This is a genomic window from Actinoplanes regularis (assembly GCF_900188005.1).
GTDB lineage: Bacteria > Actinomycetota > Actinomycetes > Mycobacteriales > Micromonosporaceae > Actinoplanes > Actinoplanes regularis.
On sequence record NZ_FZNR01000001.1, the window covers coordinates 832,301 to 855,282 of the forward strand.

22 protein-coding genes are annotated in these 22,982 nt (G+C 71.4%); 10 read left to right on the plus strand and 12 right to left on the minus strand.

Annotated features, from left to right (window positions below; all coding sequences use genetic code 11):
• Window positions 1-18: 18 nt before the first annotated feature.
• Window positions 19-291: a hypothetical protein gene (locus tag CHC09_RS03520; RefSeq protein WP_089291457.1), complete on the minus strand. Its 273-nt coding sequence runs from the start codon at window positions 289-291 to the stop codon at window positions 19-21.
• A 67-nt stretch (window positions 292-358) separates the two neighbouring features.
• Here CHC09_RS03520 and CHC09_RS03525 point away from each other — a divergent pair, with 67 nt between their 5' ends.
• Both CHC09_RS03525 and CHC09_RS03530 read left to right on the plus strand, forming a co-directional pair.
• Window positions 359-1,519, plus strand: coding sequence for a carboxylate-amine ligase (locus CHC09_RS03525; RefSeq protein ID WP_089291458.1), 1,161 nt, complete (start codon window positions 359-361; stop codon window positions 1,517-1,519).
• Window positions 1,520-1,811: 292 nt separating this feature from the next.
• Window positions 1,812-3,068, plus strand: a complete 1,257-nt coding sequence (locus CHC09_RS03530; RefSeq protein WP_239138026.1) for a polysaccharide deacetylase family protein — start codon at window positions 1,812-1,814, stop codon at window positions 3,066-3,068.
• Between the two features lie 49 nt (window positions 3,069-3,117).
• Here CHC09_RS03530 and CHC09_RS03535 read toward each other — a convergent pair whose 3' ends face one another.
• On the minus strand, window positions 3,118-3,924 hold the full coding sequence (locus CHC09_RS03535; RefSeq protein ID WP_089291459.1) for an Fpg/Nei family DNA glycosylase: 807 nt from the start codon (window positions 3,922-3,924) through the stop codon (window positions 3,118-3,120).
• Window positions 3,925-4,100: 176 nt separating this feature from the next.
• Between CHC09_RS03535 and CHC09_RS03540 the strand changes: the two genes are divergently transcribed.
• From CHC09_RS03540 to rocD, 4 genes are all read left to right on the plus strand, one after another.
• Window positions 4,101-4,706 carry an ATP-dependent Clp protease proteolytic subunit gene (locus CHC09_RS03540; protein ID WP_089291460.1) on the plus strand — a complete coding sequence of 202 codons (606 nt, stop codon included), beginning with the start codon at window positions 4,101-4,103 and terminating at the stop codon, window positions 4,704-4,706.
• 124 nt (window positions 4,707-4,830) lie between these two features.
• The gene (locus CHC09_RS03545; RefSeq protein WP_143232200.1) at window positions 4,831-5,355 is read left to right on the plus strand and encodes a hypothetical protein; all 525 of its coding nucleotides are present in this window, start codon (window positions 4,831-4,833) and stop codon (window positions 5,353-5,355) included.
• Window positions 5,356-5,648: 293 nt separating this feature from the next.
• Window positions 5,649-6,446 carry a dimethylargininase gene (gene ddaH, locus CHC09_RS03550; RefSeq protein WP_089291462.1) on the plus strand — a complete coding sequence of 266 codons (798 nt, stop codon included), beginning with the start codon at window positions 5,649-5,651 and terminating at the stop codon, window positions 6,444-6,446.
• A complete protein-coding gene (gene rocD / locus CHC09_RS03555; protein WP_089291463.1) occupies window positions 6,443-7,657 on the plus strand; it encodes an ornithine--oxo-acid transaminase in 1,215 nt (404 codons plus the stop codon). The genes ddaH and rocD overlap by 4 nt, the downstream gene beginning before the upstream one ends.
• A 58-nt stretch (window positions 7,658-7,715) precedes the next feature.
• Here the strand turns inward: rocD and CHC09_RS03560 are convergent, their stop codons facing one another.
• Window positions 7,716-8,864, minus strand: coding sequence for an FHA domain-containing protein (locus CHC09_RS03560; protein WP_089291464.1), 1,149 nt, complete (start codon window positions 8,862-8,864; stop codon window positions 7,716-7,718).
• Between the two features lie 177 nt (window positions 8,865-9,041).
• On the opposite strand from CHC09_RS03560, the gene CHC09_RS03565 reads away from it, so the two are divergent.
• Entirely contained in the window at window positions 9,042-9,842 is an 801-nt protein-coding gene (locus CHC09_RS03565; protein ID WP_089291465.1) for an SCO4651 family lipoprotein, read from the plus strand.
• A 3-nt stretch (window positions 9,843-9,845) separates the two neighbouring features.
• Here CHC09_RS03565 and CHC09_RS03570 read toward each other — a convergent pair whose 3' ends face one another.
• Together CHC09_RS03570 and CHC09_RS03575 are read right to left on the minus strand one after the other, a co-directional pair.
• Window positions 9,846-10,898 carry a 1-acyl-sn-glycerol-3-phosphate acyltransferase gene (locus CHC09_RS03570; protein ID WP_089291466.1) on the minus strand — a complete coding sequence of 351 codons (1,053 nt, stop codon included), beginning with the start codon at window positions 10,896-10,898 and terminating at the stop codon, window positions 9,846-9,848.
• Window positions 10,895-11,752: a patatin-like phospholipase family protein gene (locus CHC09_RS03575; RefSeq protein ID WP_089291467.1), complete on the minus strand. Its 858-nt coding sequence runs from the start codon at window positions 11,750-11,752 to the stop codon at window positions 10,895-10,897. Before CHC09_RS03575 ends, CHC09_RS03570 begins: the two co-directional genes overlap by 4 nt.
• 339 nt (window positions 11,753-12,091) lie before the next feature.
• Between CHC09_RS03575 and CHC09_RS03580 the strand changes: the two genes are divergently transcribed.
• A complete protein-coding gene (locus CHC09_RS03580; protein WP_089291468.1) occupies window positions 12,092-12,484 on the plus strand; it encodes a MerR family transcriptional regulator in 393 nt (130 codons plus the stop codon).
• Window positions 12,466-12,813, plus strand: coding sequence for a thioredoxin family protein (locus CHC09_RS03585; RefSeq protein ID WP_089291469.1), 348 nt, complete (start codon window positions 12,466-12,468; stop codon window positions 12,811-12,813). The genes CHC09_RS03580 and CHC09_RS03585 overlap by 19 nt, the downstream gene beginning before the upstream one ends.
• A gap of 197 nt (window positions 12,814-13,010) precedes the next feature.
• Here the strand turns inward: CHC09_RS03585 and CHC09_RS03590 are convergent, their stop codons facing one another.
• The 7 genes from CHC09_RS03590 to CHC09_RS03620 form a co-directional block, all read right to left on the minus strand.
• On the minus strand, window positions 13,011-13,226 hold the full coding sequence (locus CHC09_RS03590) for a hypothetical protein (RefSeq protein WP_089291470.1): 216 nt from the start codon (window positions 13,224-13,226) through the stop codon (window positions 13,011-13,013).
• 25 nt (window positions 13,227-13,251) lie between these two features.
• Complete coding sequence (locus CHC09_RS03595; protein WP_089291471.1) at window positions 13,252-16,371, minus strand: cyclic nucleotide-binding protein; 3,120 nt, start codon at window positions 16,369-16,371, stop codon at window positions 13,252-13,254.
• A 221-nt stretch (window positions 16,372-16,592) separates the two neighbouring features.
• Window positions 16,593-18,161, minus strand: coding sequence for a S1C family serine protease (locus tag CHC09_RS03600; RefSeq protein ID WP_089291472.1), 1,569 nt, complete (start codon window positions 18,159-18,161; stop codon window positions 16,593-16,595).
• 39 nt (window positions 18,162-18,200) lie between these two features.
• Window positions 18,201-19,751: a sensor histidine kinase gene (locus CHC09_RS03605; RefSeq protein WP_089291473.1), complete on the minus strand. Its 1,551-nt coding sequence runs from the start codon at window positions 19,749-19,751 to the stop codon at window positions 18,201-18,203.
• A gap of 8 nt (window positions 19,752-19,759) precedes the next feature.
• On the minus strand, window positions 19,760-20,473 hold the full coding sequence (locus CHC09_RS03610) for a response regulator transcription factor (protein ID WP_089291474.1): 714 nt from the start codon (window positions 20,471-20,473) through the stop codon (window positions 19,760-19,762).
• A gap of 74 nt (window positions 20,474-20,547) precedes the next feature.
• Window positions 20,548-21,315 (minus strand): lysophospholipid acyltransferase family protein, encoded by a 768-nt coding sequence (locus CHC09_RS03615; protein WP_089291475.1) that lies wholly within the window; start codon window positions 21,313-21,315, stop codon window positions 20,548-20,550.
• Window positions 21,312-22,073, minus strand: coding sequence for a GNAT family N-acetyltransferase (locus tag CHC09_RS03620; RefSeq protein WP_089291476.1), 762 nt, complete (start codon window positions 22,071-22,073; stop codon window positions 21,312-21,314). Before CHC09_RS03620 ends, CHC09_RS03615 begins: the two co-directional genes overlap by 4 nt.
• 93 nt (window positions 22,074-22,166) lie before the next feature.
• Between CHC09_RS03620 and CHC09_RS03625 the strand changes: the two genes are divergently transcribed.
• Window positions 22,167-22,829, plus strand: coding sequence for a hypothetical protein (locus tag CHC09_RS03625; protein ID WP_089291477.1), 663 nt, complete (start codon window positions 22,167-22,169; stop codon window positions 22,827-22,829).
• Window positions 22,830-22,982: the final 153 nt, after the last annotated feature.

A 22,982-nucleotide genomic window follows, 5' to 3' on the forward strand; every position in this document is an offset into this window, starting at 1 on the left:
GGGTGTACGGAAGAAGGGCTACGCGGCTGCGGGGCGGGCGGTGGGTGCTCTGGGGCGCGGGCGCCCGGCGGCACCGGGGTCGAGCAGGCGCGGAGCCGACGCGCGGGCCCGGCGGGCGAACGCCCGGATGCCCGGGATCAGCCCGGCGGCCAGGACCGGCACCGCGACCGCGGCGACCAGCAGCAGCGCGGCGGTGACCAGGGCCAGCGCCAGAACCAGGCGCGGGCCACCGCCCAGACCGGGCTCGAGCAGGGCGGAACCCGCCAGTACCCAGTACCCGACCAGCAGCATGGCGGCAGCCTAACGCCGGTGGTCAAGCGCCGGTTTCCGGCGAAGATCCGGCGGGTAATTCACGCGCATGGAAGCCGCGGCCCACGGCACGACGACGATCTCTCCGCAACTCGCCGCCCGCGCCGAACGGGGCGATCTGCTGACCCTCGGAATGGAGGAGGAGTACCTGCTGGTCGACGCGGTCGAACCGCGCGGCGTGGAGACCGTCGAGGCGGTCCTCGACGAGGTGCCGGAGGAGCTGCGGCCGAGCGTTCAGCACGAATACCTGCGCAGCCAGATCGAGGTGGCGAGCCCGCCGCAGCTGGAGCTGGCCGGGCTCTACGCGGCGATGAGCCGGCTGCGCACCGGGGTGGCCGACGCGGCCGAACGGGCCGGCTCCCGGCTCGTCGCGGCCGGGGCCGGACCGGCCGCCGGCCCGAACAGCCGGCTGGTGGACAACCCGCGGTACCACCGGATGCGGGAGCAGTTCGGCGACCTCGCCCCCGGTCAGGGCCTGTGCGGCACGCACGTGCACGTCAGCATCCCGGACCCGGAGACCGGCGTGCGGGTGCTCAACCACCTGCGACCCTGGCTGCCGGTGCTACAAGCGGCGGCGGCGAACTCGCCCCTCTTCGGCGGGCACGACACCGGCTACGCCAGCTGGCGCTCGATGATGTGGGAGCGCTGGCCGACCGTGGGTCCGACGCCGTACCTGCACAGCCACGAGCACTACCTGACGCTGCTCGCGGACCTCCGGGCGAGCGGCGCGATGCTCGACGAGGGAATGCTCTACTGGTACGCCCGGCTCTCCGCGAACTATCCGACCGTGGAGCTCCGGATGGGCGACGTGACGCCCACTCTGGACGACGCGATCCTGCTCGCCGCCCTGGCCCGGGCGCTGGTCACCACCCTGCTGAACGAGGTGCGGTCCGGCGCCGAGGCCCCGGACGTGCCGCATCCGCTGCTGATGGCCGCGCACTGGCGGGCCGCCAAGGACGGGCTGGAGGGTCTCGGCCTGGACATGGCCAGCCGGGAGCCGCGCCCCGCCTGGCGACTGCTGCGGCAGCTCGTCGCGTATGTGCGCCCGGAGCTGGAACGGTACGGCGACCTGGAGCTGACCACCGTCCTGCTGGATCGGCTGCGGTCCCGCGGCACCGGCGCGGCACGGCAGCGCGCGCTGCTGGCCAAGGGCACGCCGGTGGCGGGCGTGGTGGACTGGCTGGCTCGTACGACCCGCGGTGAGACGTGACGGGTTGAGAATTTCGGCTGAATAACAACAGATATTGCACACAGCAATACGGTGAGTGAGCAGGCAAGACCACGACAAGTAACGATGTGATGACCGATCTGGTATCGCATCTGATCTTGTCGCACGGTAGGCATGACGAATGCCGCCGTATACCTCGCCTCAGTTGACGAGCTCCGGCGACGCAGCCGCGACGGGTGGGCGGCACCGTCGGCCGGAGACAGACGACGGATCCAGGACCGCTTCGTGGGCCCGGCCCCGCACGGCGATCCTCGGGCCGTCGCTGCGCTCCCCTGTGGACTCCACCAGCTCCGCACAGACGACCGGGACGAGGTCGGCCCGCCACCGTGCCGGGGACACCGGGTCGTACAGCACCATTCGCGCCACGAACGACCCCCAGCGCTCCCGGCGTTCCGCGGGGCCCCGGCGATCCCGCACGAAGCGCCCGATCACCGGCACCCACCGCGCGCCGAACACGCTGCCCCTGGAAGCCTGGCTGGAAGCGGCCAAGAACCGGCCGACCACCGTGCTCGGCACCCTGGTCATGGCCGGCCTGCTGGTCACCGCCGTGCCGCTCGCCCAGCCGGACGGCAACGACCCGGGTTCGCTGACCGCCGCCGCGGCGGCGACCGCCTCGGCCCAGGCGGCGCAGCGCGGCAAGTCCGGCTCCGTCGGCGGCCAGCAGCAGGACGCTCCGCAGGCGCAGCCGATCGTCGACAAGACCGCGAAGCCCACCCCGGAGGCGACCGTCACCAAGCCGGGCGGGCTGGACCCGGCCGCGACCGTGCCGCTGGGCGCCGGGCCGGGCAAGTCACTGCTCACCACGGGCGGCCGGCAGGTCGCGCTGACCTTCGACGACGGGCCGGACCCGGAGCAGACCCCGAAGATCCTGGCGATGCTCGACCAGTACGGCGTGAAGGCGACCTTCTGCCTCGTCGGCTCGCAGGCGGAGAAGCACCCCGACCTGGTCCGGGACATCGTCGCCGCCGGGCACTCGCTGTGCAACCACACGTTCGACCACGACCTGTCGATCGCGAAGAAGAGCCCTTCGCAGATCCGGGCCGACCTGAAGAAGACCAACGCGGCGATCCGGGCCGCGGTGCCGGACGCGCCGATCCCGTTCTTCCGCGCCCCGGGCGGCAACTTCAACGACAAACTGGTGAAGGTCGCGCACGGCGTCGGGATGGCCTCCCTCTACTGGGAGGTCGACCCCCGCGACTGGGAACACCTCGAGAACGAGACCGACGCCGAGCACATCAAGCGCGTGGTGGCGACGGTGAAGAAGCAGGTCAAGCCGGGCGCGATCGTGCTCTCGCACGACTTCAACCAGCCCGACACCATCGCCGCCTACAAGGAACTCCTGCCCTGGCTCGCCGAGAACTTCGAACTCGGCATCCCCTCCGGCACCGGCGAAACCCCGACCGCCCCGGCCACCCCGCCCACGACCGAGCCGACCCCGGCCCCGTCCGCCAGCGAAACCACCGCCCCGGTCGCCCCAGCCAACGCCGCCGCTGTGGAGGCCCCGGCCACGCAAGCCCCGACCGGCGAATAGCAGGCTCGATCGATTGATGACCGCAACCCGCACGGGTCGCGGTCATCGATCATTTCTGACAAACAGGGCACCAGTAGAGGTTGCGGCCGGCGAGCGGGCCACGGGCCACATCCGTGCCGCAGACCAGGCACGGCTGGCCGAACCGGCGATACACGTACACCTCGCCGCCGTGCCGGTCGACGCGCGGCGCCCGCCGCATCGCCTCCGGGGTGTGCTGGGTGTGCACGGTGTCGATCCGGCCGCGCGCCACGCCCTCCTTCATCAGGGCGCGCAGGTCGTCCCAGAGCGCGGTCCAGCCCTCCCGGTCGATCGCGGTGCCCGGGGTGAGCGGGGAGAGACCGGCCCGGAACAGCACCTCGTTGGCGTAGATCAGGCCGCAGCCGGCCACGATGGACTGGTCGAGCAGGAGCGCGAAGAGCGGCTTGGTGCTGGACCGGATCCTCGTGTGCGATCGCGCGGGATCGGCGTCGTCGCGCAACGGGTCGGCGCCGAGCCGGGCCCGCAGCGCCTCCACCGCCGGCGGCTCGAGCACCTCGCAGGCGGTCGGGCCGCGCAGGTCGAGCCAGTGCGCGGGGCCGATCATCCGCATCCTGACCTGGCCCACCGGCTCGGGCAGCGGCGGCTCGCCCTCGGTGAACTTGCCGTAGAGCCCGAGGTGGACATGCAGGGTGCGGTCACCCTCGTAGTGGTGCAGCAGATGCTTGCCGTACGCCTCGGTGTCGCGCAGCACCCGCCCGTCGAGCAGCGCGGCGCCGCTCGCGAACCGGCCCTGCGGGCTGGCGAGCCGCACCGGATGACCGGCGAACAGCTCACGGTGACGGGTGGCAAGACGGTGAATGGTATGTCCCTCCGGCACGCGCCAAAGGTATCCGCCGGGAAGCATCCGAACGGATCGCCCGTGATCAGCGCCACTCCGGGTTCGGGGGGCATTCTGCCGTGAGCGGATTCGCCCAGAGGGGAATCACTGGGCCTCGACGCCCGCTTTGGTAGAAGGTGTGAGACGTAGAAGAGCGGATGCGAAAGGGTTGACCCATGAGTGTTGACACGACCATGCGCGGTGGCGGCGCGTCCTTCGACGACCAGGTCTTCGAGCGTCTGCTCCGAGAGCGGATCATCTTCCTCGGCAGCGAGGTCAACGACGAGGTGACCAACCGCATCTGCGCCCAGATGCTGCTGCTCGCCTCGGAGGACGCGGAGCGCGACATCGCGCTGTACATCAACTCCCCCGGTGGCTCGATCAGCGCCGGGATGGCGGTGTACGACACCATGCAGTACATCAAGAACGACGTGGCCACCATCGCGATGGGCATGGCCGCCTCGATGGGCCAGTTCCTGCTCTGCGCCGGCACCCCCGGTAAGCGCTACGCGCTGCCCCACGCCCGGGTGATGATGCACCAGCTCTCCGGTGGCATCGGCGGCACCGCGGCGGACATCGCCATCCAGGCCGAGAGCATGCTGCACATCAAGCAGGTCATGAACGAGCGGATCGCCTTCCACAGCGGGCACACCCCGGAAGAGATCGAGCGCGACTCCGACCGGGACCGCTGGTTCACCGCCCGGCAGGCCAAGGAGTACGGCCTGGTCGATCACGTGATCTCCAAGGCCTCCGACGTGAACGCGGCCCCCTCGCTGGTCTGACGCCGGCGGGGTCCGTCCACGAGGGGTACACAGCGCGGCTGTGCACCCCTCGTGTCGTTTCTCGGCGATCGGGGTATAGAGCGACGTCATAGACCCCCGAGATACTCGCCAAGGAGGTGCTGACGTGAGGATGCCTACCTTCTCGCGTACGGCCACGAGCGATACCGAAACGGCCCGGGTCCCCGTTCGGCCCCGCCGGGACGAGGACGCCACCACCCAGACCATCACCAAGCCCCCGGCCAGCACGGTCACCCCGCCGACCGAGGCCGAACGCAAGCCCGTCGTGGTCGGCCGCCCGGCCGCCCCCGCCCCCGCCCCGGTCCGCCGGCCCCGCGCCAGCGGTCTCGCGACGTTCGGCCTGATCGCCGGCGTGGCGGGGCTCGCCCTGGTGCTCTCCGGCCCGCTCGCCGGCTGGGGCCTCGGCGTGGCCGGCCTCGGCCTGCTCCTCTCGCTGCTCGGGCTGAGCGCGACCCGCAAGCAGCACGTGGCCGGCAAGGCCGACGCGCTGATCGGCATCGTGGTCGCGCTCGGCGCGATCGTGCTCGGAGTGCTCGCCCTCAACGGGCAGCTGAGCTGGCTCGGCACCGACACCCAGCCGCCGTCGGACCTGCGCGAGTGGCTTGACGCACAGTTTGCGAACCGGTTCTGATGGGTAACTGACATTTACCGGCGGCGATACGCTTGCTGGTACACCCCTCGGAACCGGGACGGCCAATGGTCGGCCCGCCCCGAGACCCTCCGGCGGTTCGCCGGACCGGGCTCCGGCGGTTCGCCGGACGACCCGCACGGGCGCCGGGAGTGATGTGGAAACGTCGCTCCCGGCGCCCGTGTCGTGTCTACGCAACGATTCGCCGCGCGACCAAGTGATCACGCAACGATCCGCTGCGGAACGCATGGATGAACTAGGGTGTCCGACGGTCTCTCGCACCTACCGTTTCCTGCATGACCGCCAAGCGTCGCTACCTGATGTGCCGGCCCACCCACTTCGCCGTCACCTACCGGATCAACCCGTGGATGGATCCCACCGCGCCTTACGACAACGCGCTTGCCGTCCGCCAGTGGGCGAACCTGCGCCAGGCCTTCCTCGACCTGGGCCACACCGTCGAGGAGATCGACCCGCTGCCCGGCCTGCCCGACATGGTCTTCGCCGCGAACGGCGGGACGATCGTCGACGGCCGCGCCCTGGGCGTGCAGTTCCGGGACGCCGAGCGGGCCGACGAGGCCCCGGCGTACGCCGCGTGGTTCCGGGAGAGCGGCTTCGAGGTCGAGATGCCCAAGCACGACAACGAGGGCGAGGGCGACATCCTGCTCGCCGGTGACGTGCTGCTGGCCGGGACCGGGTTCCGCACCTCGCACGCGTCGCACGCCGAGACCCAGGAGTTCCTGCGCCGGCCCGTGATCACGCTGCAGTTGGTCGACCCGGCGTACTACCACCTGGACACCGCGCTCTGCGTGCTCGACGAGACGAACATCGCGTACCTGCCGTCGGCTTTCTCCCCGGGTTCCCAGGCCGTCCTGCGGCAGCTGTTCCCGAATGCGATCATCGCAACATCCGAGGACGCCGCCGTGCTCGGCCTCAACGCGGTCAGCGACGGCCACAACGTGGTGCTGCCGGTGCAGGCCGAGCACCTGACCGAGGCGCTGCGCAAGGCCGGTTACAACCCGATCGGGGTCGACGTCTCCGAGCTGCGCAAGGCCGGCGGCGGCCCCAAGTGCTGCACGCTGGAGGTGCGCGCATGACCACCGTCGATCTTCGTACGCCGGAGGCGCTCGCTGACGCGGAGCGCTGGACCGCGCACAACTACCACCCGCTGCCGGTGGTCGTCGCCGAGGCCGAGGGTGCCTGGGTCACCGACGTGGACGGCCGCCGCTACCTGGACATGCTGGCCGGGTACTCGGCGCTGAACTTCGGTCACCGGCACCCCGGGCTGATCGCCGCCGCGCACGCCCAGCTCGACCGGCTCACCCTGACCAGCCGCGCGTTCGTGCACGACCAGTTCGCCGAGTTCTGCCAGGGCCTGGCCGAGCTGTGCGGCAAGGACCTGGTGCTGCCGATGAACACCGGCGCCGAGGCCGTCGAGACCGCGGTCAAGGTGGCCCGCAAGTGGGGTTACCAGGTCAAGGGCGTGCCGGACGGGCAGGCCGAGATCATCGTCGCGGACGGCAACTTCCACGGCCGGACCACCACGATCGTCAGCTTCTCCACCGACCCGGAGGCGCGGGCCGACTTCGGGCCGTACACGCCGGGCTTCGTGGTCGTGCCCTACGGCGACGCCGAGGCGCTGGCCGCGGCGATCACCCCGAACACGGTCGCCGTGCTGCTGGAGCCGATCCAGGGCGAGGGCGGCGTGGTGATCCCGCCGGCCGGCTACCTGGCCCAGGTCCGTGCGGCGTGCACCGCGAACAACGTGCTGATGGTGGCCGACGAGATCCAGTCCGGCCTGGGCCGGACCGGGAAGACCTTCGCGATCGAGCACGAGGACGTCGTCCCGGACATGTACGTGCTCGGCAAGGCGCTCGGCGGCGGCATCGTGCCGGTCTCCGCGGTCGCCGCCGACCGGGACGTGCTCGGCGTGCTCAAGCCGGGCGAGCACGGCTCCACCTTCGGCGGCAACGCGCTGGCCTGCGCGGTCGGCAGCGCGGTGATCGGGCTGCTGCGCACCGGTGAGTTCCAGGAGCGGTCGGCGCGGCTCGGTGCGCGCCTCCAGGCCGGCCTGGAGGCGCTGGTCGGCAAGGGTCTGGTCGCGGTCCGCTGCCGTGGGCTGTGGGCCGGGGTGGACATCGACCCGGCGCTGATGACCGGGCGGCAGGCCTGTGAGCGGCTGGCCGCGCGGGGCGTGCTCGCCAAGGACACCCACGGTTCGACGATCCGGCTGGCCCCGCCGCTGGTGATCACCGAGGAGGACCTCGACCACGCGGTCGCCCAGCTCGCCGCGGTGCTCGCGAGCTGACCTCCCGAAGACGAAAGGCGCCGCTGCCGTTCCCGGCAGCGGCGCCTTTTTCGGTCTGTCAGCGGCCGACCGGGCGGATCGCCATGGTGGGGGCCTCGGCCATCACCGACTGCGGCTGCACCACGCCGCCGTTCGACCAGAGCTTGGCCCGGCCCACGTGCACACCCGCGTACAGCTCGATGATGTCGTCCGCGGCGAGGACACGGGACTCGTCCCGGTGCAGGGTGACGCGCTCGTCGTCGTCGGCCGAGCCGCCCGGGCGCACCCCCGTGCCGTTGGTGCTGACGTCCTTCGCGATGATCTCGCCGGCGCGCAGGGCGAGCCGGACGTGTCCCCGGCTGATCCATTTCCGGGCGTCCTGGGTGAGCCACTGGCCCAGCATGACCCCGCCGCCGCCCTCCGGCGCCCGGCCGACCACCACCGGCTGATCCTCCGAGACGGTGAAGCGCTTACGGATCACACCGTCGATGCGGACCGAGAGCACCTCGGTCGCCGGACGCGGGCCGGCGTCCTTGAGCCGCTCCCCGTGCCGTGGACAGGTCGGCACCCCCGCCCGCAGGGCCGGCGGCGGCTGCGCCACCGGGCTGGTGAAGGTCCGCATGTCCGCGAACGGGCTGTCCGACTGCCCGCCGCTGCCGAACGTGGTGCAGTTGAGGTCGGGGCATTTCCAGATGCGCGAGAGCAGCCGCTCCCCCAGCGGTGACCGAGGCGTCGGCGGGACCGCCTCGCCCCGGCCCACCCGGGCCACCAGCGTCGGGCTGCCCTGCTGCGACACCAGGGCGAGCAACCGGCCCGGCGCGGCGACCCACGGACGGTTGGCCCGGAAACGGTCCTCCCGGTCACGGGTGAGCACCGGCAGGCCGAGCATCTCGGCCACCTCCAGCACCCGGTCCTCCATCTGCGGCACCACCTCGACCTTGCCGTCGTCGGCCCAGCGGCGCACCACCATGCGCTCGTTCGAGGTGAGATCGGTGTCGGAGAGCAGACCCCGTGGGGCGATCACGTAGACCGGGACGTTCTCCTCGGCGACGTACCTCCCGAGGGCGTCGACCAGCAGACCGAGACGAACCAGGCTGGCCGGCCGGCCGCCGTCGAGGTCGGCGTAGCGCACCACCTCGGAAAGATCCACCACGGCCCGGGCGAGAGCCGGATCGGTGGTGAGCCGGATCTCGATAGCGTCAAGGACCTTGCTGACCTCGAATCTCACGAGCCCTCCCCTGTCCTGCAAGCACGGATTAGGTCCGGTTCATCATGCCCCGGCCATGATCTGCGCGGCTAATCGGGCGGACGCCGCGCCACGCTTCGCCCGGGGTGTCCGTTTGCCGACTCCGTCGATCGGGAACGTGTCCATCGATCGCCATAGTCAGGAACAGAAAGGACGATCATGCGGACAGCACGGCTCACCGGGCTCGGTCTCGCGGTGGCCACGGCCGCTTTCGCCGTCACCGGCTGCACCGCGGACAGTACGCCCGCGACGTCGGCCTCGAAAGCGCCGGAAGCATCGGCGGCGCCCGTCAGCAGCGCGGACCCGGCAGCGGTCAAGGCGCTCTCGGACGCGGCGGCCACCCTCGGCGACTCCAGCTTCACGATGACCATGACGCAGGGCAGCGGCTTCCAACTGACCGCGAACATCGACGCGCCGCACGGCAACGGCGACGCGGAGATGACCGCCAAGGGCACCAACACCGCGCTCACCGTCAGGACGCTGCTGTTCGGCCAGGACCTGTACGCCCAGATTCCCGGCGTCACCCAGGGCACGACCTGGACCCACCTGGACATGACGCGGTTGCCGGACGGTTCGAACGTCGGGCTGAAGCCCGGCCAGATCGATCCGGCGAACACCGCCGAGCTGATCGGGTCCAGCACCGATGTGCAACGCAACGGCGAGGGTTCGTACGCCGGGACGCTGGACCTGACCCGGGCCGCCGGTATGGCCGGGATCAGCAAGGTCACCATCGACGGATACGGCGCCGACGCCCAGCGTGTGCCGTTCGAGGCCACCCTGGACCAGCAGAACCGGCTCGAGACGCTGACCCTGCGGCTGCCCACGGCGGACCAGCGCGAGGCGCAGCCACTGGTGGTCAAGTACAGCGACTACGGCCGGACCTCGACCGCGGAGAAACCGCCGGCCGGCCAGATCACCGAGGCGCCGGCCGACGTCTACCAGGCGCTCGGCGGCAAGTGACGGTCAGCCGGCGGGTTCGGTGCCGCGGTCGATCCAGAGTGGTCGCGGCGCCGGCCGGTTCTCCTCGATCCACGCGTCGATGCGGGCCCACCAGGCGTAGAGCCAGTCGATCCGGTCCTGTTCGCCGGTCGGCACCTCGTCCGGCGGAACGCTCCAGAAGCGCATCACCAGGCGCTTGTCCATCGGCAGCTCACGCCACACGTCGCCGACGGTCATCATCCGGTCCAGGCCGGTGTGCGCCACGAAGATCACTCCGGCGTCCGGAGCCGCGTCGATCGCCGCCAGCAGGCCACCCGGTTTCGGCGGCAGCAGGTTGCGCAGGCCCTCCGCCTTGACCGCCATCTCGTCCAGGCCGCTGGCCCGCAGCCGGGCAATCGCATTGATCTTGCGGCGCGGGGTGAAGTTACCGCCCTCCGGGAAGATCACGAAGGCGTCGTTGTCGTCCAGCCCGGTGGCGAGGTCACCGATCTGCTCCTCCAGCGTCGCCGTGGCGATCCGGCCCGGCGTGATGAACCGGTTGGGCAGCCGGTTGAGCAGCACGTCCACCGCGGGATCCCACTGCAGGGCGGCCTTCAGCACGATCCGCGGCTCCCGCGCGAACCAGTTGACCAGCGCGTGGATCAGGGTGAACGAGTCGCCCGGGCCGGCATGCCGGCTCACCACGATCTCCGGGCGGCCCGGCTGCGCGGTGTCCGGATCGGTGCCGACGACATCAATCGCCAGGTGCAGCGACCAGCGGGCGAACCAGAAGAGCGTGCGCAGGAACCAGCCGGTCACCACGTAGTGCGCGCGCTGGAAGAACGGCTCCCGGATCCACCTGCCGAAGCCGGACGCCACCCAGAGCACGGTGAGCACGATCAGCGCGGCGGCGTCCCAGACCACGTAGACGATCAGCAGGAAGGCCAGCCGGGGCACCCGCAGCCGACCCGGGACCAGCGGCGACACGGCGAACGCGAAGAGCAGCCAGACCGGCAGACTGACCAGCAGCGTGACGGCGAGCAGCACGACGGCCGGGGCGATCACCAGGCGGCGGACCCAGATCGGCGGGAGGCTCACCAGCGGCCGCCCGGATCCGGCAGCGGATGAACATTCGCGGTCAGGTAGCGGCGGGAGGCGGTGTAGGCCCGGCTGATCCGCCGGCCCACTCGCGCCATGTCCCGATACGCCCAGGGCGAGTCGTCGCCGGCCTCGCCGCCACCGCTGGGCAGGACATGCACCCGGACGCCGTCAGGCAGCGTCGCCATGTCCCGCGCGAAGCGGTGCCGCCGGGCGATCTCGAACGCCACCTGTGCCACCTCCCACGGCCGCTTGGGCACGCTGAGCTGTCTCTCCACCCGGCCCACCTGGAGCACGAAGACGAGCTTCGCGCCGAGCCGGACCGCTTCGCTGATCGGGATCGAGTTTACGATCCCACCGTCCACATAGTGCTCCCCGTCGATCTCCATCGGCGGCAGCAGGCCGGGCACGGCCGACGAGGCGAGCACCGCGTCGACCAGCGGGCCGCTGTCGAACCAGTGCTCGGCGGCCCGCTCGATGCTGGCGGCGCAGCAGTGGAACGGCACCTTCAGGTCGGCGAAGGAGACCGCATCGCCGAGCTCCCCCTCCAGCAGCCGGCGCAGCGGGAGCGGCGAATGCAGATGGGTCCGCGCCGCGAACCGCCGCAGCTGCCGGCCGATCGAGTCGCCGTAGACCGCCGCCGCCTCAGGTGACGCCCAGAGCCGGACCAGCCGGTCGGTGACCGCCTCACCCGGCTCGGCGGCGACCAGGGCGCCGTTGACCGCGCCGATCGACGTGCCGACCACCAGATCCGGCCGGAACCCGGCCCGGAAGAGGGCGCGCAGCATGCCCACCTCGACCGCCCCGAGCACACCGCCACCGCCGAGCACGAACGCAACCGGACCGTCGACCATATGGGCTAGCTTGGCTCCGCTTCGCTCCGCATGCAAAACGGGTTGCTGGTTTGGCTCCGCTTCGCTCCGCGCGCGAAACGGGTTGCTAGCTTGGCTCCGCTTCGCTCCGCGCGCAAAACGCCTTGTAACCGGTGAGGAGACAGGTGGTTTTCTGCCGCCCGAAAACCGTGGGCGTCAGAAAACCACCTGTCTCCTCACCGGCGGCGTTTCGCGAACTGCAGGGATGGTGTTTTGCGGACTGGAGGGTGGTGTTTTGCGGGGTGGAGGGGTGGTGTTTTGCGGGGTGGAGGGTTGCGAGGGGTTGCCTTGACGTTGGTGTTAAGCCGTAGCGTCGGGTGCATGTTGATCGGGGAGCTCGCGGAGCGGGCCGGGACCAGCCCGCGCACGCTCCGGTATTACGAGGAGCACGGGCTGGTCCGGGCGGGGCGGGACGCCAATGGATACCGGCAGTACGACGACGGCGAACTGCGCGTGGTGCACGAGATCCGCACGCTGCTGGCCTCCGGCTTCGGCCTGGACGACATCCGGCCCTTCGTCGAGTGCCTGCGGGCCGGCAACAGCGCCGGCCACGTGTGTCCGGATTCGGTCGCGGTGCTGCGCCGCAAGATCGCCGAGGTGGACGACTACCTCGGCCAGCTCACCGAGGTCCGGCAGCGGCTGCACGACCAGTTGGACCAGGCCCTCGAGAACCGCTCAGATCCTCAGGAGACGAGATGCCGGACGAGACGCTGATCACGATCACCGACGCCACCTTCGACGAGCTGGTCCTCCAGGCCCGGCAGCCGGTGGTGGTCGACTTCTGGGCGAAGTGGTGCCCACCCTGCGGCCCGATGTCGCGGCTGCTCGGGGAGCTGGCCGGCGAGTTCGACGGGCGGCTGCTGATCGGCACGCTGGACGCCGACGAGAACCCGATCACCACCCGCGCGTACCGGGTGCTGGCCATGCCCACCCTGCTCTTCTTCTCGAACGGCGAGGTGACCTCGTCGATCGTCGGGGCACGGCCGAAATCCGTGCTGCGGGCCGCGCTCAGCGGCGCGGTCACCCCCTACGTCAACCGCTGAAACCTTTTCCCGGTACGAACAATGGGGCACCGTGGCCAGGCCACGAGCCAGGTCCCGTGCCGCTCTCGCGCGACGCACGCGCGGAACCGGGCCGCGGCCGCGCGTCCCGATTGCCGACAGGCACGGGAGTCGGCTCGAGCCTAGCCAGAGGGCCCCATTGTTCGTATTAAATATGAATCTTGATCTTTGGTTGGAATTCAGTCCAACTCGGGCATCGCCACCGGCTGCGGCCGGGGGTGGCAGGTGCCGCACTGCACGGCGTCCTCCACCACCAGCGCCTCCGCTCGGTCCCGGACCGCCGACCTGCTGATCTCCAACAGGTACGGCCCGAACCGCGCGTGTTCCACGCAGACCCCGCGCCCGCAGAAGCGGCACGTGGCCCGGGCCGCCTCGGCGCAGAACCAGCACAGCATGGACAGCTCCTCCCGTTCGCGCCGGCTAACTGGTAGTCGTCGCCGGATCCGTCGTAGTCGTCGGCGTCTCCGTCGGCGGATCCGTCGTCTCCGTCGGCGTGGTCTCCGTCGTCGGATTCGTGGTCGGTACGGTCGTCGGCTTGCTGGTCGGCTTGCTCGACGGCCTGGTGGACGTGTTGGTCGGGGCGACCGTCACGGTCGGTTTCGGCGTCGAGCTGGTGCTCGCCGACGGATCGGCGGTGGCGCTCGGGCTCGCGCCGCTCGGGCTCGCCGAGTCACTGGCGGCCGGGTCGGACGGGAGCGGCTCGTCCGACGGATCGTCGCCCCCGGTGGTCGACGGCTGGGGCACCTTGACGCCGTCGCCGCAGGTCAGGTCCGCGCCGTTGGGCTCGCTCGTGACGCCTCCGGCGGTGACCGTGCCGTTGGCGACGATGATCCCCGTCGGCTCGACCGAGTACCACGCCTTGCCCGCGTTCACGACGTCGCCCGTGACCCGGGCGATGTTCAGGGAGAGCGGCCGGTACGCGCCGCTCGTGCCGGCCGTGGCGGCGAGCACCCGCCCGCTGTCCAGGGTCACCTTCGCGGACGGAGCCGCCGCCCGGCCGCTCGCCACCGCCGCCGCGTTCAGCGTGATCCGGGCGTTCTGGCAGATCAGCAGCACGCCGCCACCGGGGAAGGTGAGCCGTGCCAGGCTCCTGCGCGGCGTCTCGATCTGCATACCGGCGCTGAGGTACCGCTGGTCGCCCGGCAGCAGCGTCTCCTTGGCGTCACCGTTCTGCACGATGGCCTGACCCCGGTCGATGGTGAACAGCGCGTTCTCGCTCGGCATCTCGGCCCAGGCCGGGCCGGCGCTCAGATCCAGGGTGAGGCCGCCGAGCACGACGACCAGCAGCAGGCTGACGAACGCCCACATCCGCTTCTCGAAGTGGCGGTCGACGTCGAACTCGTCGTTGAGGTCCGGCGGTCCGGGCGGCACCGCCAGTGGCGGGTGCGCGGCGCCCGGGCGCGCCGAGAGCGGGCTGCCGGGCCGAAGTCTGGGCATCGGCGCGCCGGGACGGGCCTCGAGTCCGATCAGCGGCGGCAGGTCGGAGGCGTCCGGGATGATCCAGAGCCGGACCGGGGTCCGGGTCTGCGCCACCATGCCCGGGGTGCCGTCACCGACCGGGCCGACCAGCGTGCCGCGGCGTAGCTCGACGCCGTCCGGCATGGCGATCACACCGGACTCGACCACGACCGCGTGGGTCGGTCCGTGCAGCACCACCGGAGCGCCCGGCTCCAGGTCGACCGCGTGGGCGGCGGCGATCAGCGCGAGCTGCTGGTCCTCTTCGAGGCCGGCCAGCGCCGGGGTGTCGGCGAAGAGCGCCTCGGCCTCGGCCAGCTCCATCGGCGGCGGCCCCGGCAGCGGGCCGACCACGGTGGCCACCGTGGAGGTGGGCACCGCCAGCAGGCTGACGCCGCCGGCGGCGTGCCAGTCCATCACGGAACTGCGGCCGGTGAGCGCGGCGGCCAGGCCGACGACGCTGCCCGGACCGGCGTGGTGCCGGAGGCTGCCGCCCGGGTCGCCGGGACGGCGGCCGTGCAGGGCGCCCTCGACCACCACGTAGACCGCGCCCTGGTGCTCACCCGCGAGGACGAGCTGACGGCCGACCCGAGGATGCTCCCAGCGCGCCCGGGCGGCCAGCGACTGCAGCGCCGGCTCGGGCAGTCCGCCCAGGTCGGACGCGTACAGCGCGGCGAGCCGGTGTGGCATGTCGGCTTCCTGGTCCTGCTCCACGGCGCGCCGCCGCCACCGGCGCCAGCCGCTGCCCAGCCGGCCGAGCAGGAAGTAGAGCGGCGGAGCGGCGAGGCCGAGCAGCATCACGGCGAGCAGCAGACGGGCGGCGGAGCCCTCGTACCAGAGGCCGAGGACGAGACCGGACACCCGGTCGGACCACAGGCGGTAACCCAGCACCACGGCGGCGGCCAGCCAGAAGAGGGCGAGCACGCCGTACAGGGCGATCAGCCGGCCCTCGCGGTCCAGCACCGACCAGCGCGGACCGCGCCTGCGCAGCCGGCCGCCGAGCCAGGCCAGGCCGCGGGCGCGCAGGTCCGGGATCTCCAGCCAGTCCATCAGGAGGTACTGCCCGTCCAGCGGCAGGAGCGGGCTCAGGTTGAAGAAGGCGTGCAGGTAGAAGAGGAAGGCCAGCTTGAAGCCGAGACCACCGGCGCCCGGCACGGTCAGCCCGATCACCTGAAACAAACCGGCCAGCGCCAGCCCGGTGGCCGGGCCGGCCGCGGTGACCGCGATCCGGGCCCGCCGGCCGGCCATCCAGACGTCGCTGGTGTCGACGAAGACCGTGGGCAGCCCGAAGTGCAGCATCAGGCCGGCGGCCGGCACCTCGCGGCCGACCCGTTTCGCGGCGAGCGCGTGCCCGAGCTCATGCAGAGCCATAGCGACCACGTTGAGTAACAACAGCGTGATCGCACCGAGTAGGTAGGAGTCGCCCGTGAGGAAAAGCGCGTGGCCGCCCCGCTGCCAGCTGACCACGAACAGCACGGCGCCGACGATCGACAGCAACGTGCCGAGCCAGACCGCGGGCCGGGTGAAGAGCAGCCGGCCGAAGCCGTTGTAAAGGCTGGTGAGCGCGCCGTCGGGGTGCACCGAGAGCATCCGGCGCCCGCGCACGGCCGCCAGCAGCGAGCCGCCGACCCGCTTCGGCAGCGGCTCACGGCTCATCTCCCGGAGCGGGCGGAAGGCGTCCCCGGGGAGGTCTTGCAGCATCCGGTTGCCGGCCAGGTCGGCGACCACCCGGCGGACCTGGTCCGGGGCGAGCCGGCCGGCGATCCGGGCGAACTCGGCGACCAGCCGGGCGACCGTGCAGGTGCCGTCCATCATCAGGGCCAGCTGGTACTCCTCCGGGCTGAGCCGGAGGTAGCAGCTGCGGCCGCCGTCCTCGGGCGAGCGGAGCATCACGTACCGACCGCCACGGACCGTGGTGCGGTGCCGGACCTCGATGCCGCCGCGCAACTCGGGGCGGGCCCGGGCCGGGTTCAGCCGGTCGGCGACAGCGTGCCAGAGGCCGGAGTCCGCAGCGCCGGAACCGGCTCCGGGGGACCGGCCGGCCAAAGCTTCCCAGACGTTGGTCCGGGTCTCGACGTAGGTCAACTCGTAGGGCCTCTCACTCCGCCGAAGCGAAACCGCGCCGCGGCCTGGCACTACCGACGGCGAAAGGAGATTAGAAGGTCGCCCCACCAAAACGCGAGCCCCCCGCGCGGAAACCTTCCTATTTGTCGCGAAAGTCCCGAATCACGGCATAGATAGGAATACGGCGGGTGACGTGCCCACCCCTGGTCACGTCACCCGCCGTAGCGAAAGGAGCTGAGGTCTTACTTCGATTCCTGGAGCGTGACGCTGGCCTGCTTCTCGCTCCCGTTCCGGGTGAAGGTGATGTCCATCTTCTGCCCGACGGCGGCCGCCTGGACCGCCGCCACCAGGTCGTCGGACTCGCTGATGTCCTTGCCGTCGACCTTGGTGATCACGTCACCCTGCTGCAGGCCGGCCTTGGCCGCGGCACTGCCGGCGGTGACCTGGCTGACCAGGGCGCCCCCGTTCTCCGCGGTGGTGACACTGACGCCGAGCGCCGGGTGGCTGACCTTCTTGCCGGACATCAGGGCGTCGGCGACGGTCTTCACCTTGTTGCTCGGGATGGCGAAGCCCAGGCCGATGTTGCCGGAGCCGGAGCCGGAGGTGGCGATCGCCGAGTTGATGCCGATCACCTCGCCGTTGACGTTGACCAGCGCACCGCCCGAGTTACCCGGGTTGATCGGGGCGTCGGTCTGCAGCAGGCCGGTCATCGTGGTCGGGGCCGCCTGTTGCTGCTGCGACTGGCCGAACGGGTCCGCGCCCTGCCCCTGCCGCTCGTCCTCGCTGCTGGACTCGATGCTGCGGTCCTTGGCGCTGATGATGCCGGCGGTGACCGAGCCCTCCAGGCCGAGCGGACTGCCGAGCGCCAGCACGGTGTCGCCGACCTGCATCTGCGAGCTGTCACCGAAGGTCGCGGCCTTCAGCCCGGACACCCCGCTCGCCTTGACCACGGCCAGGTCGGTCCGCGGGTCGGTGCCGACGATCGTCGCGCTGGCCTTCTTGCCGTCCGCGAAGATGATGTTCACGGTGCTTCCGGTGGCGTTCGCGACCACGTGGTTGTTGGTCACGATGTAGCCGTCGGCGGTGAGCACCACCCCGGAGCCCTCGCCGGTCTGCGTGGTGATGGAGACGACGCTGTCCTGCACCGCCGCGGCGATCTGGGCCAGCGACGAGCGGTCCACGGTCCGGCTGACCGTCGTGTTGCCGGACTTGACCGAGGCCGGGGTCGAATCGTCGTGCAGCGCCAGCGCGGTAGCGGCGCCGACCCCGCCCGACAGCAGTGAGAGCAGCACTACCGCCGCTCCGACCAGGACGAACTTGCGGCCGCGACCTTTGCCAGGCGGCTCGTTTCCGCCGGACTGGGCCCAGGCCGGGACGGCGCCCTCGGGCTGGGTCGCGCCCGGCTGCTGCCAGGTGCCGGGGTGGTAGCCGGGCTGCTGCCCGTAGCCGGGCTGCTGCCCGTAGGGCTGGTAACCGGTGCTGTAGGGCTGGCCGGAGCCGGGGGCCGCGGAGACCGGCGCCTGCTGCCACGGCGACTGCGGCGGCTGCGGGGCGGCGGGCTGGTGGGCAGCGGGCTGGTGGGCAGCGGGCTGGTTCCAGGGATTCAGCAGCTGCGGGACGGTGGGCTGCGCGGGGTGCAGCGGTTGCGTGGGGTGCGTGCCCTCTGAGGTGGGAGCCGCGGACTGGTGAGCGGCGTATTGCGAGGCGGCCGGCGGCTGCGTCGCAGTCGGCTGCTCAGACTCCACCCGCTCCGTGCTGCTGTGCTCAGCGCCGGCGTCCGCGGGCCGCGGGTTGGTCTCGTTCTCGTTCATGTTCCTAACTCTGCCCTGTGCGACTCGTACCGAACTGTGCTAGTCCTGGATGTTTTCTGTGAACCCTTTATACACATTTATGGTCGGCAGCGTGACCCGGAACGTAGCTCCCTGGCCGGATTCCCCGAGCACGTCGACGGTGCCGTTGTGCGATCGCACGATAGCCGCCACAATGGCCAGTCCGAGGCCCGTCCCGGTGTCCGCCCGGGTGGTGTCGCGGGTCCGCGCGCCGTCCACGCGATAGAAACGCTCGAAGACCCGCGCCCGCTGCTCCTCGGTGAGGCCCGGGCCGGTGTCGGCCACCTCGACCACCGCGCGGTCCTCCCCCTCGGCGTAGAGCCGCAGCGTCACGGTGGCGCCCGACGGGGTGTGCACCAGTGCGTTCGTCATCAGGTTGCCGATCACCTGGCGCAGCCGGGCATCGTCCCCGTACGCCACCAACCGCTCATGATCGTCGCGCACGTCCAGCTCGATGACGCGGTCCGGCGCGACCGCCTGGGCGGCCTGCACCGCGTCCACGGCGAGAACCGGCAGCTCCACCGGCGCGAAGTTGAACGGCCGTTCCCGGTCCAGCCGGGCGAGCAGCAGCAGGTCCTCGACGAGCAGGCCCATCCGGGCCGCCTCGTCCTCGATCCGCCGGACCAGCCGGGCCACCGCCTCGGGTTCGGAGACCGCGCCCTGGCGGAACAGCTCCGCGAAGCCACGGATGGTGGTCAGCGGCGTACGCAGCTCGTGTGAGGCGTCTGCGACGAACTGCCGCATCTTCTCCTCGGACCGCACCGCGCGGCCCTCGGAGAGCTGAGCGGCCTCGGCCGCCTCCATGGCCCGCTGCTCGGACGCGGCCCGGGCGTGGAAGGCCATCTCGATCTGCGCCAGCATCACGTTCAGCGCCGTCGAGAGCTGGCCCAGCTCGGTGGTCGGCTCGCCGCCGTCCACCTCCGGGTCGGGGACCCGCTGGCTGTAATCTCCCGCGGCGATCCGCCCGGCGGTCCGCTCGATCTGCAACAGCGGGATCAGGCTCTGCCGGACCAGGGCCGCGCCGACGATCGCCAGCGCCAGCAGCACGCCGGCACCGACCAGGATGTCCACCCAGACCAGCCGGGCGATCACGTCGTCCACGCCGGTCATGGCTTGGGCGACGTGAACGACGCTGCCACCGTCGTCCCGCTCGACCAGGATGCGCCACATGACCTTCCCGTTCCGCGAGCGGGCCGTATATGGCTTGCCGGTGTGCGCCTCGACCGCTTCGATGCCGGCGGCCAGCACCGGAAGGTCGTTTTCCGAGACTCTGTCCGGTTTCGCGATCCGGCCGGTGCCACTGACGGATGTGTAGGCGACCATCCAATCGGTCGGCATATATACATAGTCGTACAGGCTCAGCAGCGGCAGGTCCTCGGCAACCCTCTTCAGCTGGGCATCCATCCGATCGACCATGTACGTGTGCAATGCGATCGTGCTGGCCGAGCTGATCAGCGTCAGCGCGGCGAACACCAGGATCAGCACCGAGGCGACCAGCTTGGTGCGGAGCGAGACTCTGCGCAGGCTGGCCTGCGGCGGGAACGTGGCGCGTGCCCGCTCGGTGAGGGTCATCCGGCGACCTAGACGGCTGGCTTGCGCAGCACGTAGCCCACCCCGCGAAGGGTGTGGATCAGGCGCGGCTGCACGTTGTCGACCTTCCGCCGCAGGTAGGAGATGTACGACTCGACGATGTTGTCGTCACCGCGGAAGTCGTACTTCCACACGTGGTCGAGGATCTGCGCCTTGGAGAGCACCCGGTTGGCGTTGAGCATCAGGTAGCGCAGGAGCTTGAACTCGGTCGGCGAGAGCTGCACCCGGGTGCCCGCCCGGTAGACCTCATGGGTCTCCTCGTCGAGCTCCAGATCGGCGAAGACCAGCCGGGACGGCTGCTCCTCGCCGGCTGTGGTGCGGCGCAGGACGGCCCGGATCCGGGCGGTGAGCTCCTCCAGGCTGAACGGCTTGGTGACGTAGTCGTCGCCGCCCAGAGTGAGCCCACGGATCTTGTCCTCGGTGCCGTCGCGGGCGGTCAGGAAGACCACCGGGGTGCGCTGGCCGCCCTCGCGCATCAACCGGATCACCTCGAAACCGTCGAGGTCGGGGAGCATCACGTCGAGCACGACCAGGTCGGGCGCCGCGCTGCGGGCCGCGCTGACCGCGGCGCTGCCACTGGTCGCGGTGGTGACGTCGAACCCGGCGAAGCGCAGGCTGGCGGAGAGCAATTCCAGGATGTTCGCGTCGTCCTCGACGACGAGCAACTTGGCCTCACTCTGCTTGGGCTGGGTCTGAACGGCCATGCGGCCATTCTTTCCCCGGCCCCTGCGCCTCTGCTGCGCGCTTGCTGAAAATTATCTGTGAGGAGTACGTCAGGTCACGCGGCCAGCCGGTAGCCGTGACCGCCCATGCTGCGCTCGGCCGCCCGGGCCAGTGCCCGCCGGTCCGCCCCCGGAGCCGGCCGCAGGGCCGGTGCCGTGATCACCGTCAACGTCAACCGGCGGACCCGGGCCACCCGCACCAGCGATGCGAGCAGCGTGTCGTCGCCGATGAACGCGGCCTCGGCGCTGTCGTACATGATCGAGGTCGGCACCACCGGGGCGCCGGCGTCGATCGCCGCCTGGAACAGCGCGGGACGGAACCGCCCGTGTTCGGCGCCGCAGAACGTCGTGCCCTCCGGGAAGGCCGCGACCGACCGGCCCGCCCGCAGCGCGCCGGCCACCTCGCCGACCGTCACCGGCAGGTCCCGCGGCCTGCTCCGGTCGATGAAGATCGTGCCGCTGCGCCGGGCCGTGACGCCCACCGCCGGCCAGGCACGCACGTCGTGCTTGGCCACCAGCCGCACCGGCGAGACCGCGACCAGCGCCAGGATGTCCATCCAGGAGACGTGGTTGGCGACCAGCAGGCTGCCCGGGCGCGGCGCCGGGCCACGCAGGACCAGCCGCACCCCGAGGACCGCGAGCAACGCACGGCACAGGGTCCGGGCGGCGGCCCCGCGCAGCAGCGCCACCGGCAGCAGCCCCAGGAGCAGCACGGTGAACAACCCGGCCAGCCGCAGCCCGGCTCGCCCGGCCGCGACGTGCGGCCCGCCGCCCGGCCGGCACCGGTCGTCGCAGACCGAGCCCGGATGCCAGAGCGTGTTCATCGCTCCGAGCCCAGGAAGTGCCGCCGGTACCGCGGGTCCAGACGGTCCAGGGAGAACAGGACGTAGAAGTCGGCGCAGTCGAAGTCCGGGTCGAAGGCCGGCTCGCCGCAGACCCAGCTGCCCAGCCGCAGGTAGCCCTTGAGCAGCGCGGGGACCGTCACCTTGGGGTCGGCCACCAGGTCCGCCGGCGGCGTCCACGGGCGGTGCGGGTGGGCCCGCAGCGCCGGCGGGGCCAGGTGCCTGTTGTTGATCCGCTCGCGGACACCGGCCGCGACGACCCCGCCGTCGGCGAGCGGCACCGAGGCGCATCCGCCGAGCCAGCGCAGGTTGTTCAGGTGCAGGTAGCGGGCGATGCCGGCCCACATCAGGTTGACCACGGCGCCGGACCGGTGGTCCGGGTGCACGCAGGAGCGGCCGATCTCCACCAGCTGATCACGCAGCGGGCGCAGGGCGCTCAGATCGAACTCGGCGTCGCCGTACCGGCGACCGGCCCGCTCGGCGGCGCCCGGCGGAAGCATCCGGTAGGTGCCGACCACGTCACCGGTCGCGTCGTCGCGAACGATGAGGTGGTCGCAGAACTCATCGAACTCGTCCACGTCGATCCCCTCGACGGCGGTCGTGAGGGTCGCCCCGAGCTCGCCGGCGAAGACATCGTGGCGCAGTCGCTGTGCGGCCTTCACCTGAGCCGCGTCGTCCGCGATGAGAAGCGTGTAGCCGCTGGTCCCGGTGGGTGCGGCGGCTGTCATCAGAACTGCCATGTGATCTGTGTAAGGCTGACAATTGCCGATGGAGTGTCGCGGCAGGTGGCGATGTGTGACCGATTGATGAACGGCTTGTGCGATGGTCGGGAGATGCGTATCCCGGCACGTTTCAACGGCCCGCCCGGCTCCGGCAACGGTGGCTGGTGCGCGGGGGTCTTCGCCGCCGCCACCGGCGCGGCGCCCGGCGGCGCGGCCCGTCAGGTCACCCTCCGGCTGCCGCCACCGCTGGAGACGGAGCTCCAGGTCCGCGGCGATTCGGTGTACGCCGACGGCGCCCTGGTCGCCGAGGTCGCCGAGGCCACCGGCCCCGGCCCCGGGACCGATCCGGTCTCCTGGGAGACCGCGGTCGCCGCCGCGCGGGACTATCCCGGCTTCACCCACCACCCCTTCCCCACCTGTTTCGTCTGCGGGCCGGAGCGGGCCGAGGGCGACGGACTGCGGATCTTCCCGGGCCCGCTGCCGGACGGCCGGACCGCGGCGCCCTGGACGGTTCCGGACGAGGTGAGCCTGCCGCTGCTCTGGGCGGCGCTGGACTGCCCGGGCGGATGGACCGCGATCAAGGAGGACCGCCCGTACGTCCTGGGCCGGATCGCGGTGGCCGTCGACGCTCTCCCCGAGCCGGGCGTGAGATGCGTCATCACCGGCGAGGTGGCGGAACTGGCCGGACGCAAGGCTCTGGTGGACTCCGCGGCCTACGGGCCGGACGGGCGACGGCTGGCCGTGGCCCGTGCCACCTGGATCAGCACCACCTGAGGTCCACGCGGTGTGCGAGCAGAGTCCGCGGGTGGTGGTAGGTCACAGACCGGACGTCCGAACGGACAGCGCTCGCGCACGGCGTAGCCTGGTACCGGATTCGAGCCCGTCCCGCGTGACGAGGTAGTCACGTGATGACAAACACGGTGAAAG

Excerpts from the sequence above, each read along its gene's own strand:
- CHC09_RS03520 (WP_089291457.1), bottom strand. The coding sequence starts at position 291 with ATGCTGCTGGTCGGGTACTGGGTACTGGCGGGTTCCGCCCTGCTCGAG.
- CHC09_RS03525 (WP_089291458.1), top strand. The coding sequence starts at position 359 with ATGGAAGCCGCGGCCCACGGCACGACGACGATCTCTCCGCAACTCGCC.
- CHC09_RS03540 (WP_089291460.1), top strand. The coding sequence starts at position 4,101 with ATGAGTGTTGACACGACCATGCGCGGTGGCGGCGCGTCCTTCGACGAC.
- ddaH (WP_089291462.1), top strand. The coding sequence starts at position 5,649 with ATGACCGCCAAGCGTCGCTACCTGATGTGCCGGCCCACCCACTTCGCC.
- rocD (WP_089291463.1), top strand. The coding sequence starts at position 6,443 with ATGACCACCGTCGATCTTCGTACGCCGGAGGCGCTCGCTGACGCGGAG.
- CHC09_RS03565 (WP_089291465.1), top strand. The coding sequence starts at position 9,042 with ATGCGGACAGCACGGCTCACCGGGCTCGGTCTCGCGGTGGCCACGGCC.
- CHC09_RS03575 (WP_089291467.1), bottom strand. The coding sequence starts at position 11,752 with ATGGTCGACGGTCCGGTTGCGTTCGTGCTCGGCGGTGGCGGTGTGCTC.
- CHC09_RS03580 (WP_089291468.1), top strand. The coding sequence starts at position 12,092 with ATGTTGATCGGGGAGCTCGCGGAGCGGGCCGGGACCAGCCCGCGCACG.
- CHC09_RS03585 (WP_089291469.1), top strand. The coding sequence starts at position 12,466 with ATGCCGGACGAGACGCTGATCACGATCACCGACGCCACCTTCGACGAG.
- CHC09_RS03590 (WP_089291470.1), bottom strand. The coding sequence starts at position 13,226 with ATGCTGTGCTGGTTCTGCGCCGAGGCGGCCCGGGCCACGTGCCGCTTC.
- CHC09_RS03600 (WP_089291472.1), bottom strand. The coding sequence starts at position 18,161 with ATGAACGAGAACGAGACCAACCCGCGGCCCGCGGACGCCGGCGCTGAG.
- CHC09_RS03605 (WP_089291473.1), bottom strand. The coding sequence starts at position 19,751 with ATGACCCTCACCGAGCGGGCACGCGCCACGTTCCCGCCGCAGGCCAGC.
- CHC09_RS03610 (WP_089291474.1), bottom strand. The coding sequence starts at position 20,473 with ATGGCCGTTCAGACCCAGCCCAAGCAGAGTGAGGCCAAGTTGCTCGTC.
- CHC09_RS03615 (WP_089291475.1), bottom strand. The coding sequence starts at position 21,315 with ATGAACACGCTCTGGCATCCGGGCTCGGTCTGCGACGACCGGTGCCGG.
- CHC09_RS03620 (WP_089291476.1), bottom strand. The coding sequence starts at position 22,073 with ATGGCAGTTCTGATGACAGCCGCCGCACCCACCGGGACCAGCGGCTAC.
- CHC09_RS03625 (WP_089291477.1), top strand. The coding sequence starts at position 22,167 with ATGCGTATCCCGGCACGTTTCAACGGCCCGCCCGGCTCCGGCAACGGT.